We start from the raw sequence: 12,381 nt of genomic DNA, 5'->3' as shown, positions 1-12,381 counted from the left end.
TCCGACGTCCGACGGCCGTTGACAAAGCGGAACAGTGTTCCGTATATTAATCGGAACAACGATCCGCTTTAAGCGTAGCGGAAGCGGAACGCTCCTGACCGCCTCACCCCCGCCGCCCGCATGAGGCCGGCGGCAGGGGTCAGTGAAGGGAAGTACGCATCATGAGTGAATCGACTCACCCAGCCGGCACGTTCGGCTCGCCCACCCCAGTCCTCTCGGTCAGTCCGGTCGTGCTGCCGGCTCCGGGCCGAGCCGTGGACCTCGAGGTGCGCGTCTCCGCGCCCGTGACCGGGGGCGACCTGCCGGTCATCCTCCTCTCGCACGGGCAGGGCTACTCGAACAACCTCTCCTCGCTGAACGGCTACGCCCCCCTCGTCAACTTCTGGGCGGCGCACGGCTTCGTCGTGATCCAGCCCACCCACCTGAGCTCGACGACGCTGCGCCTGCCTCCCGACACTCCCGGGGCGCCGCTCCACTGGCGATCGCGGGCCGAGGACATGAAGCGCGTCCTCGACCGGTTCGACGTGATCGAGGCCGCCGTGCCGCAGCTCCGCGGGCGCCTGGACCGCGGCAGGGTCGCCGTCGCCGGGCACTCGATGGGCGGGCACACCGCGAGCCTGCTGCTGGGCGCCCGGCTCACCGATCCGGAGGACGGAACGGAAGCGAACCTGGCCGAGCCCCGGATCAAAGCGGGTGTGCTGCTCGCCGCGCCCGGCAGGGGCGGCGACGCCGTCACCGACGTCGTGGCCGAGAACTATCCCTTCCTCTCGACCACGGACTTCTCCGCGATGACGACGCCCGCGCTCGTGGTCGCCGGTGACAAGGACACCTCCGCCCACCTGACGGTCCGGGGCCCGCAGTGGCACGCCGATCCGTACGTCCTCGCGCCGGGCCCCAAGTCCCTGCTCACGCTGTTCGATGCGGAGCACGGGCTCGGCGGGGTCTCCGGATACGACGTCGCCGAGACCACGGACGAGAACCCCGAGCGCGTCGCCGTGGTCCAGCGGCTCACCTGGGCCTACCTCCGCAGCGAGCTCTACCCCGGGGACTCCGCCTGGCAGGCGGCATGTGACGCGCTGACGGCCGGACCCGACCCGCTCGGACGGGTCGAATCCAAGTAAGGCGCAGTAGTCGAGTCAGTCGAGTGCCGTGTCCGCGAGCACCTTCCGGAGCACGTTCCAGGAGAGGTCCGAATAGGTCCTGAACTCCTTCTCCTTGTGGTCGAGCTCGTCGATGTAGCGGAACGTGTCGCGGTTGAGGTCGGCCGCCGTGTACGAGTCCATCGAGAGCTCGTTCTCGTTCAGGTACACGTGGAAGCTGGCCGCGAACTCCGAGGTGTCGCTCATGTACTGCGGGCCGGTGGGACCGTTGTCTCAGTCAGCGCTCTCCCGGACACCCCGCGCACGCTCGATCCGGACGGCGATGCCGTCCAGGAACGTCGCCAGGATCAGCTCGAAGACCTCCTCGTCGTTGCGGAACAGCTCCGTCAGCCGCGCGGCGCTGGCGTGCAGGAGCGGGAAGTCCCGCTCCTGCAGCATGCCGTACTTGACCGCCCAGGCGGCGTCGTCCTTCGCCTGCGTGGCCGGGTCGAGTGAGCAGAACGCCGCCGTGTACTGCGTCATCGCCAGTGTCAGATCCAGGAGTTGCCGGTAGCACTCGGCTGCTTCGATGACCGGCAGGCCGGCCCGGTGCAGCACCGAGATCAGCTCCTCGACGCTGCTCGTCTCCGCCGGGCTCGCCGTCGTCCGCGCCGCGGCCAGCACCGCCACCGCCGGGCGGGCGAGGTAGGCGTTCCGTACGCTGCGCGCGGTGACGGTGAGCCAGGCGCGCCAGTCGTCCGACGGACCGTCGGGCAGCGCCGCCCGGGCCAGTTGCACCCCCTCCTGGATCGTCAGATCCGTGAGCGCGAGGATGAGTTCGTCCTTGTCGCGGAAGTGGCGGTAGACCGCCGTCGGGTCCGCGCCCAGCTCCTTGCCGAGGCGGCTGAAGCTGAGCTGGCCGCCGCCTTCGGGCGAGCAGAGGCGCAGCGCGGCCTCCAGGATCGACTCTCTGGTGAGCGCCGCGCGTCGCTTCGCCTTGGACTCTTCCGCCACCTGGGCCTCCACGCGGGCCGCTCCTCATCGTTCGCTCGGTTCCGGCTTCGCCACGACGGCGCCGAAACGCCGGGTCGCTTCACTCGATCGTAACGGCGGGCCCGTGTCAATGCCATTGACATCGCCATTGTCATCAGCTTTTCTTCTCCCATCATCCGGCAGTGCCCTCCCCGTGGCCCGCCGTTCAGGTCCCGCCGTCTCCTGTCTCCCCCCACTGCTCTGGAGCGCCCGTGCACCTCGATCCCCCGTTCGCCGACCTGGTCTTCCACGGCGGCCCGGTCTATACCGTCGACCCCGCCCGGTCCTGGGCCACCGCCGTCGCCGTGCGCGACGGGCGCATCGTCGCGGTTGGTCAGGACCACGACGTCCGGCCGTTGATCGGCCCCGCCACCGAAGTCGTGGACCTCGCCGGACGCCTGCTGCTGCCGGGTTTCCAGGACGCCCACGTGCACCCCGTGCTGGCCGGCACCACGCTGCGCAGCTGCGACCTGCACGAGTTGAGCACCGCCGACCAGTACCAGCGGGCCGTCGCCGAGTACGCCGCCGCGCGGCCCGAGGCCGCCTGGATCACGGGTGGCGGCTGGAGCATGGAGGCGTTCCCGGGCGGCACGCCGCACCGCTCGCTGCTGGACGCCGTCTGCCCCGACCGCCCGGTCGCCCTGCCCAACCGTGACGGCCACGGCCTGTGGGCCAACAGCCGCGCGCTGGAGATCGCCGGCATCACCGCCGAGACGCCGGACCCGGCCGACGGCCGGATCGAGCGCGACGCCGACGGCACCCCGACCGGCATGTTCCAGGAGGGCGCCGCCGAGCTGGTGACCCGGCACATACCGCCGCTCACCGACGAGGACTTCTACCAGGGCCTGCTGGCCGGCCAGGCCTACCTGCACTCCTTCGGCATCACCGGCTGGCAGGACGCCGGTGTCGGCGCCGACTTCGGCCCCGGCGACGTCTACGGCGCCTACCTGCGGGCCGACCGCGAGGGCACGCTGACCGCGCGGGTCCGCGGCGCGCAGTGGTGGAACCGGGACGGCGGGCTGGAGCAGCTGCCGGGGTTCCAGGACCGCCGCGCCGAGGCCGAGCGCAACGGCGAGCGCTTCCGGGCCGGCACCGTCAAGATCATGCTGGACGGCGTCGCGGAGAACCACACCGCGGCGATGCTGGAGCCCTACCTGGACGGCTGCGGCTGCTCCTCGGCCAACGCGGGCATGGACTTCGTCGACCCCGCCGAACTGGGCGGCTACGTCGCCGAACTGGACGCGGCCGGGTTCCAGGTGCACTTCCACGCGCTCGGTGACCGGGCTGTGCGCAACGCCCTGGACGCCGTCGAGGAGGCCATCCGCCGCAACGGCGACCGCGGCAACCGGCACCACCTGGCGCACCTCCAGGTGGTCCACCCCGACGACATCGCCCGCTTCCGCGAGCTCGGCGCGACCGCCAACATCCAGCCGCTCTGGGCCTGCCACGAGCCGCAGATGGACGAGTTGACCATCCCGTTCCTCGGCGAGCGCCGGGCCGGCTGGCAGTACCCGTTCGGCTCGCTGGTCCGAGCCGGCGCGATGCTCGCGGCCGGCAGCGACTGGTCGGTGAGCACCCCCGACGTGCTGGCCGGCGTCCACGTGGCCGTCAACCGCACCGGCGAGGAGGACCCCGACCGGGCGCTGGTCCCCGAGGAACGGATCGACCTGGCCACCGCGCTCGCCGCCTACACGGCCGGCACCGCCCGCGTGAACCACCTCGACGAGTGCACCGGTTCGGTGCAGACCGGCAAGTTCGCCGACCTGGTGGTGCTCGACCGCAACCCCTTCGCCGGCCCCAGCCAGGCCATCGCCGAGACCCGGGTGCTGCGCACCTACGTCCAGGGCGACCTGGTCCACTACGCCGAGTTCGAGTGAGCCGAGGAGTCAGCACCATGAACACCGGAACCGTGAACACGAGAGTCCCACGTGCCGCCCTCTGCGCCGTGACGGTGGCCCTGCTCGCCACCGGGTGCGGTTCGGGCGGCAGCGCCGCCTCGCCGCACGCGAACAGCAACTTCTCCACCGCGCAGGTCACCACCGCGCCGGGTACCAAGCCGATCAACTCGCTGACCTGGTCCGGGGACTACCGCGCGCCGTACGCGGAGGACCCGGTGAAGACGGCCGACTATCCCGAGGAGACCATCCTCGGCAACGTCTGCGAGCCGGTGCTCCGGGTGGCCGCCGACTACTCGGTCCACCCCGGCATCGCCAAGTCCTGGAGCCAGCCCGACGCCGAGCACGTGGTGCTCGAGCTCGACCCGCGGGCGCGGTTCAGCGACGGAAAGCCGGTCACCGCCGACGACGTGGTCTACAGCCTGACTCGCAACATGGACCCGCAGGTCGCCAGCAACTACGCCGACTCCTACAACGACGTCGCCTCGATCAAGGCCACCGGGCCCTCGCAGGTGACCGTCACGCTGTCCAAGCCCGACTACGTCTTCGTCCGCACCCTCGGCACCCTGGGCGCGGCGGTCGTGGAGCAGGCCTTCGCGGTCAAGGCCGGCACCGACTTCGGCAACGCCGACGTCGGCGTGGTCTGCGCCGGGCCCTACACCGTCCAGTCGTTCGACGGCACCAACCAGATGGTGCTCAAGCGCGACCCGAACTACTGGGACCCGAGCCACGCGGGCAAGGCGGACACGGTCACCTTCAAGTTCCTCGGCGACCCGTCCGCGCTCGCCAACGCGCTCGCCTCGAACGCCGTGCAGGGCGCGTTCGACCTGCAGGCCTCGACCATCAGCCAGTTGAGCCGGGCGGCCGGCGGCAAGCTCTACATCGGCGGCGAGGGCTCGACCACGCAGAACGTCGACCTGGTCGTCTCCAGCTTCAGCGGCGGCCTCGCCGACGCCCGCACCCGGCAGGCGCTGAGCATGGCGATCGACCGGGCCGGCATCGCCAAGACCATCTACAGCGGCGCCGCCGACCCGCTCTACGCCGTCGCGGGGCCGGGCTTCTGGCAGGGCAACCCCGCCGAGTCGGTCTACCGCACGGCCTACGACAAGCTCGCCAAGGGCCCGGACCTCGCGGGCGCGACCGCCCTGGTCAAGCAGGCCGGCGCGAGCGGCAAGCCGGTGACCATCGCGTACGCGGCCGGCACTCCGTCCTCCGCGCAGCTGGCCCAGGTGCTCCAGCAGACCGGCCAGGCGATCGGCCTCGACATCAAGATCGTCGGCCTGCCGGACCAGCAGTACGGCAGCCTGTTCACCGACCCGAAGGCCCGGGCCGCCTACGACGGGTTCCTGACGATCAACTACATGGAGTACCCGGAAGCGCAGACCATGTACGCGAGTTACGCCACCGCGACCGGCGCGCAGAACTTCAACGGCTACGACAGCGCGGCCGTCCAGCAGGATCTGGACGCGGCCCAGGCCACCGACGACCCGACCGCCCGGGCCCAGGCCGTGCTGAAGGCACAGACGGTGCTGGGGCAGGACCTGCCCTGGATCCCGATCGTCGCGCCGCGCGCGCTGCTCTTCCAGAGCCACGACGTCACCGGTGCGCCGCTGACCTTCTCCTACATGGACAACGCCTGGGTGACCGCGATCGGGGCGCCCTGATGACCCGTCTGCTGCTGCACCGCCTCGGCGGGCTGCTCACCACGCTGCTGCTGTCCAGCGTGCTGATCTTCGGCAGCCTCTACCTCGCGCCCGGCAGCCCGGAGAACGTGCTCTTCGGCAGCCGGATGCCGAGCGCCGCCGCCCGCGTGGCGGTGCGGCACCGGCTGCACCTGGACCAGCCGCTGCCGGTCCGCTACTGGGACTGGCTGACCGGCGTGCTCCACGGTGACCTGGGCACCTCGATGGTCACCGGTCAGCCGGTCGCCGACCGGATCAGCGCCGGGCTCGGCACCACGCTGCTGCTGGTGCTGATGACCATGGTGCTGGTGGTGGTCCTGGGCCTGGGCCTCGGGCTGGCCGCGGCCGTGCGGCCCGGCCGCGTCGACGGCGCGGTCAGCGCGTTCACCTCGGTCTCGGTGAGCGTGCCGCCGTTCGTCGCGTCCACGCTGCTGATCTCGGTCTTCGCGATCAGGATGGGCTGGTTCCCGGCCTCCGGCGTCGGCCAAGGACTGGGCGGGAAGATCGACGCGCTGGTGCTGCCCGCCTGCGCGCTGGCGGTGATCTCCTGCGGCTTCCTGGCCCGGGTCACCCGCAACGCGGTCCGCGAGGAGCTGGCGCGCGAGCACGTGCAGACCTCGCTGGTGCGCGGCCTGCCCCGGCTCGTGGTGCTCCGCGGCCACGTGCTGCGCAACGCACTGCCGCCGATCATCACCGCCATCGGCCTGCTGACCGCCGGCACCTTCGCTTCGACGCTGGTCGTCGAGTCCGCCTTCGCGGTGCCGGGGATCGGGCAGTTGACGATCCAGTCGGTGGCCCAGAAGGACTTCCCGGTGGTCCAGGCCGTGGCCCTGCTGCTGGTCGCCGCGTTCGTGGTCTGCAACGCGGCGAGCGACCTGATCCAGGCCCTGGTCGACCCGCGACTGCGCACGGCCGGGAGCACCTCGTGAGAGAGAAGCTGAGAACGACGACCGGCAGGCTGGGCCTGGCCGGCACCGCCTCGGCGGTGTTCCTGCTGGTCGTGCTGCTGATCGCGCTCGCCGCGCCGCTGCTCGCCCCGGCCGACCCCAACCGGCAGAGCCTGCTGGACGCCTACACCGGTCCGTCCGCCGCGCACCTGCTCGGCGCGGACGGCATCGGCCGCGACATCCTGTCCCGGCTGATGTTCGGTGCGCGCACCAGCCTGCTCGGCCCGGCGCTGGTCGTCGGCGTCTCGCTGCTGGTCGGCATCCCGCTGGCGCTGCTGGCCAGTTGGTACGGCGGCTGGGTCGACGCGGTGGTGGCCCGGGTCTTCGACCTGATCTACGCGCTGCCCGGGCTGCTGCTCGCGGTGCTGACGGTGGCCCTGTTCGGGCCCGGCCTGACACCGGCCGTCGCCGCGCTCTCGATCGCCTACGTGCCGTTCCTGGCCCGGATCGTGCGGGCGGCGGCGCGCCAGCAGCGGGTCAGCCCGTATGTCGACGCCCTGTCGGTGCAGGGCTTCGGCGTGCTGCGGATCTCGGTCGGCCACGTGCTGCGCAACATCGCGCCCACGGTGGTCGGCCAGGCAGCGATCGCCTTCGGCTACGCGCTGCTCGACCTCGCCTCGCTCTCCTACCTCGGCCTCGCCGTCCAGGCCCCGACGCCCGACTGGGGCGTCATGGTCAGCGACACCGACGCGCTGCTGAAGGGGTACTGGCTGCCGGTGATCGCACCGGGCGTGCTGATCGTGCTCACCGTCCTGGCACTGACCGTGCTCGGCGCGCGGATCAGCGGCGAGAAACCGCCGCGCTACCTGCGCCGCGCGAAGCGCACCGGCGACCGGCGAGTGCCGAACACGGCGCCCGTGGGGACGCCGAACCAGAAGGAGACGACCGTGGGAGCCGTCGGATGAGCGGGCCACTGCTGGAACTGTCGGGTCTCACGGTCGACATCGCCACCGAGGACGGCGCCCCGCGCACGCTGCTCGACGGCATCGACCTGACCCTCGCCCGCGGCGAGGCGCTGGGCCTGGTCGGCGAGTCCGGCTCGGGCAAGTCGATGACCGTGCGCGCGATCACCCGGCTGCTGCCGGCCGCGGCGCGGGCCTCGGGCACGATCCGCTTCGAGGGCGCCGACGTCGGCGCGATGGACGGGTCCGCCCTGCGCGCCTACCGCGACGGCGGTGTGGGCCTGGTCTTCCAGGACCCCCGTGCGCACATCAACCCGACCCGCCGGATCGGCGCGTTCCTGATCGAGGCGCTGGTCCGCAACCGAAAGGTGCCCAGACGCGAGGCGCTGGCCAGGGCGGCGGCGGTGCTGGCCGAGGTCGGCATCGACGACCCGGCCCGGCGACTGCGGCAGTACCCGCACGAGATCTCCGGCGGCATGCTGCAGCGCGTCATGATCGCCTCGGTGCTGCTCGCCGAGCCCCGGCTGATCCTGGCCGACGAGCCGACCACCGCGCTCGACGTGACGATCCAGCAGGAGGTCGTCGCCATCCTGGACCGGCTGCGCCGTGAGCGCGGCATGGGCATGGTCTTCATCACCCACGACCTCGACCTCGCGCTGGCTGTCTGCGGCCGGGTCGCGGTGATGTACGCGGGGCGGATCGTCGAACTGCGGTCCGCCGACACGCTGCACGAGCGCGCCGCCCACCCGTACACGGCCGGGCTGCTCGGCTCGCGCCCCGCGATCGACCGGCGGGCCGAGCGCCTGGCGGCCATTCCAGGCCGTCCCGTCTCGGCGTTCGAGTCGGGCCAGGGCTGCGCGTTCGCGCCGCGCTGCGCGCACGCGCGGCCGGCCTGCGAGCAGCGGCCGCCGGAACTCACCGAGTTCGACGGCGGGTTGGTGCGCTGCGCGCGGGTGACCGAGATCCGCCCGGCGCGGCCGAGCAAGGAGGCGAGCGTATGAGCACAGCAGGGACCGACACCGCGCAGGCGGTCGAGGTACGGGAACTGACCAAGGTGTTCAAGGGCGCGCGCGGGGTCCGGCACCAGGCCGTGGCGGACGTCTCGTTCGACGTCCCGGTCGGCGGCTCGCTCGGCATCGTCGGCGAGTCGGGATCGGGCAAGACCACCATCGCCCGGATGCTGGTCGGGCTGGAACGCCCGACCAGCGGCCGCATCGCGGTCCTCGGGCGCGACCGCAGCCGACCGGCGCGCCGGGGCGTGGAGCGCGGTGCCCGGGCGCGGGAGTTGCAGATCGTCTTCCAGGACCCGTACACCTCGCTCGACCCGAGGCAGAGCGCGCGGGCCGCGGTGGCGGAGGTGCTGCGCCACCACGGCGGGCTGACGGCGGAGCAGCGCGCGAAGCGACTCGACGAACTGGTCGACCAGGTGGGCCTGACCGAGCGCCAGGCCCTGGCCCGGCCGCGCGATCTCTCCGGCGGCCAGCGCCAGCGGGTGGCGATCGCCAGGGCGCTGGCGGCCCGGCCGCGGGTGCTGGTGCTGGACGAGGCGGTCTCGGCGCTGGACGTCTCGATCCAGGCGCAGATCCTCAACCTGCTCGCGGACATCCGCGCCGAGACCGGGCTGACCTACCTGCTGATCTCGCACGACCTGGCGGTCGTGCGGCAGCTCTGCGACACGGTGCTGGTGCTGCGCGGCGGTCGGGTGGTCGAGCAGGGCGACTGCGCGCGGGTGCTCGACGCGCCGGCCGAGGAGTACACCCGGGCGCTGCGCGAGGCCGTGCCGGTGCCGGGCTGGACGGTGGGGGTGTAGGCGGGGAACTGCGGCAACCTGAGCACGACAAGGCCCCCGACCGCTGTGCTGCGGTCGGGGGCCTTGTCGCGATCAGGCTACTTCCGGGCGGCTCGCACCCGACCGAGGATCGTCGAGAGCGCGATGACCGCCATGGTGCCCAGCAGCATCATCGAACCGATGACGTCGATCTGCGCCGGGTAGGCGCGCTGCACCGATCCCCAGATGTACATGGGGAAGGTCTCCAGGTTGCCGGCGGTGAAGACGGTGATGATGTAGTCGTCCACCGACAGCGCGAAGGCGAGCAGCGCCGCCGCCGCGATACCGGGGGCCACCAGCGGCAGGGTGACCTTGGTGAAGGTCTGGAACGGCGTGGCGTAGAGGTCCTGGGCCGCCCGCTCCAGGGTCGGGTCCATCCCCGCGAGCCGGGCCTTGACCGTCACCACGACATAGCTGACGCAGAACATCACATGCGCGATCGTGATGGTCCAGAAGCCGAGCCCGCCGGGGCCGACGGTGTTGAAGAACATCGCGGCCAGCGTCGCGCCCATCACCACCTCGGGGGCGGCCATCGGCAGGAACAGCAGGGCGTTGATGCCGGAGCGGGCCTTGAAGCGGTGGCGCACCATCGCGAAGGCGATCATCGTGCCCAGGATCGTCGCCACCACGGTGGCGACGGCGCCGATCTCCAGCGAGAGCCCGATGCTGTGGCACATCGCGGGGTTGGCGCACGGGTTGGCCCAGGCCGCCGTGGAGAAGTGGTTCCAGACGTAGTTGAACTTGCCCACCGGCTGGTTGAACGACATCCACAGGATGACCGCGTTGGGCAGCAGCATGAAGACGAAGATCGCCACCGTGACGACCAGCAGGATGTGCTCGCGGGCCCAGCTCAGCGGGCTGCGGCGGCGGACCGCCGGGGCACCGGCGCCGGCCGCGGGGGGAGCAGTCAGAGTCGTCATCAGAGCAGATCCTCCGTACCGGCCTTGCGGATGTAGCTCATCACCAGGACGAGCGTGCCGACCATCATCACGACCGAGATCGCCGAACCGACCGGGTAACCGGAGGTCTGCCGCAGGAACAGGTCCTCGATCTTCTGGCCGACCACGCCGGTGTTCGGGTTGCCCAGCAGCTGGGCGTTGATGTAGTCGCCGATCGCCGGGATGAAGGTCAGCAGGGTGCCGCCGACGACGCCGGGCATCGACAGCGGCAGGGTGATCCGCCGCCAGGTGGTGAAGGTGCTGCAGTAGAGGTCGCTGCCCGCCTCCAGCAGCCGGGGGTCGATCTTCTCCAGCGAGGTGTAGAGCGGCAGGATCGTGAACGGCAGGAAGTTGTAGACCATGCCGCAGACCACCGCTGCCGGGGTGTTGATCACATGGCCGCCGGTGGTCCAGCCGAGCGCCTCGGTCAGCCCGAGGACGTGCGCGCTGCGCAGCACGTGAACGACCGGGCCCTGGTCGGCGAGGATGGTCTCCCAGGCGATGGTGCGGATCAGGAAGCTGGTGAACGACGGCACGATCACCAGGGCCATCAGCAGTGACTTCCACTTGCCGCCCTTGAAGGCGATGAAGTAGGCCACCGGGTAGCCCAGCGCCAGGCAGAGGACCGTCGTGAGGGTCGAGTACAGGCCCGAATGCCAGTACTGCGTCCCGTAGTCGGAGATCGCGTGCCCGTAGTTGGCCCAGTGCCAGGTCAGCTTGAAGCCGTCGTCGTAGTTGCCCGTCTGCACCGAGGCCGAGACCGAGGTGAGGATCGGCAGCAGGAAGAAGACGGTCAGCCAGAGCAGACCCGGCAGCAGCAGGATCCAGGGGGTCAGGTTGCGGCGCGGCTTGTGATCCGGCGGGGCCGGCTTGCGCTGCGTCGCTCCGGCCGTGGGGTCGGCGACAGCGGTCACGCGGCGCCCTCCTCGTCCAGGACGGCGCCGGCCTCGATGTCCTGGGTGCCGTCCAGGCCGAAGCCCTGGCTCGGGTCCCAGTAGACGGCGACCTCGTTGCCCGGGCGCTGGATGGCGCGGCCGGTGTTCTGCTCGAACACCGAGATCTCCTCGCCGGAGGCCAGCTTGACCAGGTACTGGGTGGAGACACCGATGAACGAGGTGTCGACCACGGTGCCGGTCAGGCAGTTGAAACCGCTGGGCACCTCGTCCTCGGACCCGGCGATCTGCACCTTCTCCGGGCGGACGCCGAGGATCACGGCACCGCTGGTGGCGCGGGCGCGGTCGGCCTTCAGGGTGAGCGCGCGGCCGTGGGCGCGGACGGTGACCACACCGCCGTCGACGCCCTCGACCACACCGGGTATCAGGTTGGACTGGCCCAGGAAGTTGGCGACGAAGGTGGTGCTCGGGTTCTCGTACAGCTCCGCGGGGGAGCCCAACTGCTCGATCCGGCCCTGGTTCATCACCGCGATGGTGTCGGCCATCGTCATGGCCTCCTCCTGGTCGTGGGTGACGTGGACGAAGGTCAGGCCGACCTCGGTCTGGATCCGCTTGAGCTCGATCTGCATCTGGCGGCGCAGCTTGAGGTCCAGCGCGCCCAACGGCTCGTCCAGCAGCAGCACCTGCGGCTGGTTGATCAGGGCGCGGGCGAGCGCGATGCGCTGCTGCTGGCCGCCGGACAGCTGGTTGGGCTTGCGCTTGGCCAGGTGGCCCAGCTCGACCAGCTCCAGCATCTCCTCCACCTGGGGCCGGACACTCTTGAAACCGCGCCGGCGCAGGCCGAAGGCGACGTTCTCGAAGATGTCCAGGTGCGGGAAGAGCGCGTAGTTCTGGAAGACGGTGTTGACCGGGCGCCGGTAGGGCTTGGTGTCGGTGACCTCGGCGTCGCCCAGGAAGATCTGACCCGCCGTCGGGTCCTCCAGCCCGGAGACCATCCGCAGGGTGGTGGTCTTGCCGCAGCCCGACGCGCCCAGCAGGGCGAAGAACGAGCCCTGCGGGATGGTCAGGTCGAGATTGTCGACGGCGGTGAAGGCGCCGAAGCGCTTGGTGAGGCCGACCAGGCGGAGGTCCCCGCCCTCAATGCGGCCCAGTACGTCGTTGGAGCTCATCGATACTTCTTTCGCT

12 protein-coding genes are annotated in these 12,381 nt (G+C 71.2%); 7 read left to right on the top strand and 5 right to left on the bottom strand.

Annotated elements, in window-relative coordinates:
- Window positions 1-161 precede the first annotated feature (161 nt).
- Window positions 162-1,121 (top strand): alpha/beta hydrolase family protein, encoded by a 960-nt coding sequence (locus ABH937_RS00310; RefSeq protein WP_370216704.1) that lies wholly within the window; start codon window positions 162-164, stop codon window positions 1,119-1,121.
- A 15-nt stretch (window positions 1,122-1,136) separates the two neighbouring features.
- Here ABH937_RS00310 and ABH937_RS00305 read toward each other — a convergent pair whose 3' ends face one another.
- The gene (locus ABH937_RS00305; RefSeq protein WP_280693369.1) at window positions 1,137-1,346 is read right to left on the bottom strand and encodes a hypothetical protein; all 210 of its coding nucleotides are present in this window, start codon (window positions 1,344-1,346) and stop codon (window positions 1,137-1,139) included.
- 27 nt (window positions 1,347-1,373) lie between these two features.
- On the bottom strand, window positions 1,374-2,105 hold the full coding sequence (locus tag ABH937_RS00300; RefSeq protein WP_280693370.1) for a TetR/AcrR family transcriptional regulator: 732 nt from the start codon (window positions 2,103-2,105) through the stop codon (window positions 1,374-1,376).
- Between the two features lie 218 nt (window positions 2,106-2,323).
- Between ABH937_RS00300 and ABH937_RS00295 the strand changes: the two genes are divergently transcribed.
- Genes ABH937_RS00295 through ABH937_RS00270 form a run of 6 tightly spaced genes read left to right on the top strand, consistent with a single transcriptional unit; the run spans window position 2,324 to window position 9,347 of the window.
- Complete coding sequence (locus ABH937_RS00295) at window positions 2,324-3,988, top strand: amidohydrolase (RefSeq protein ID WP_280693371.1); 1,665 nt, start codon at window positions 2,324-2,326, stop codon at window positions 3,986-3,988.
- Between the two features lie 17 nt (window positions 3,989-4,005).
- Complete coding sequence (locus ABH937_RS00290) at window positions 4,006-5,670, top strand: ABC transporter substrate-binding protein (protein ID WP_280693372.1); 1,665 nt, start codon at window positions 4,006-4,008, stop codon at window positions 5,668-5,670.
- On the top strand, window positions 5,670-6,617 hold the full coding sequence (locus tag ABH937_RS00285) for an ABC transporter permease (RefSeq protein ID WP_280693373.1): 948 nt from the start codon (window positions 5,670-5,672) through the stop codon (window positions 6,615-6,617). The genes ABH937_RS00290 and ABH937_RS00285 overlap by 1 nt, the downstream gene beginning before the upstream one ends.
- Window positions 6,614-7,540, top strand: a complete 927-nt coding sequence (locus ABH937_RS00280) for an ABC transporter permease (RefSeq protein ID WP_280693374.1) — start codon at window positions 6,614-6,616, stop codon at window positions 7,538-7,540. The genes ABH937_RS00285 and ABH937_RS00280 overlap by 4 nt, the downstream gene beginning before the upstream one ends.
- A complete protein-coding gene (locus tag ABH937_RS00275) occupies window positions 7,537-8,538 on the top strand; it encodes an ABC transporter ATP-binding protein (protein WP_280693375.1) in 1,002 nt (333 codons plus the stop codon). Before ABH937_RS00280 ends, ABH937_RS00275 begins: the two co-directional genes overlap by 4 nt.
- On the top strand, window positions 8,535-9,347 hold the full coding sequence (locus ABH937_RS00270; RefSeq protein WP_280693376.1) for an ABC transporter ATP-binding protein: 813 nt from the start codon (window positions 8,535-8,537) through the stop codon (window positions 9,345-9,347). Before ABH937_RS00275 ends, ABH937_RS00270 begins: the two co-directional genes overlap by 4 nt.
- A 77-nt stretch (window positions 9,348-9,424) precedes the next feature.
- Here ABH937_RS00270 and ABH937_RS00265 read toward each other — a convergent pair whose 3' ends face one another.
- The 3 genes from ABH937_RS00265 to ABH937_RS00255 are packed head-to-tail and all read right to left on the bottom strand — an operon-like array spanning window position 9,425 to window position 12,365.
- Complete coding sequence (locus ABH937_RS00265) at window positions 9,425-10,285, bottom strand: ABC transporter permease (RefSeq protein ID WP_280693377.1); 861 nt, start codon at window positions 10,283-10,285, stop codon at window positions 9,425-9,427.
- A complete protein-coding gene (locus ABH937_RS00260) occupies window positions 10,285-11,217 on the bottom strand; it encodes an ABC transporter permease (RefSeq protein WP_280693378.1) in 933 nt (310 codons plus the stop codon). Before ABH937_RS00260 ends, ABH937_RS00265 begins: the two co-directional genes overlap by 1 nt.
- On the bottom strand, window positions 11,214-12,365 hold the full coding sequence (locus ABH937_RS00255) for an ABC transporter ATP-binding protein (RefSeq protein WP_280693379.1): 1,152 nt from the start codon (window positions 12,363-12,365) through the stop codon (window positions 11,214-11,216). The genes ABH937_RS00260 and ABH937_RS00255 overlap by 4 nt, the downstream gene beginning before the upstream one ends.
- Window positions 12,366-12,381: the final 16 nt, after the last annotated feature.

Source organism: Kitasatospora sp. GAS1066B, assembly GCF_041262605.1.
Taxonomy (GTDB): domain Bacteria; phylum Actinomycetota; class Actinomycetes; order Streptomycetales; family Streptomycetaceae; genus Kitasatospora.
The sequence above is the reverse complement of the archived record's forward strand: the minus strand, read 5'-3'. Positions and strand labels throughout refer to the sequence as shown.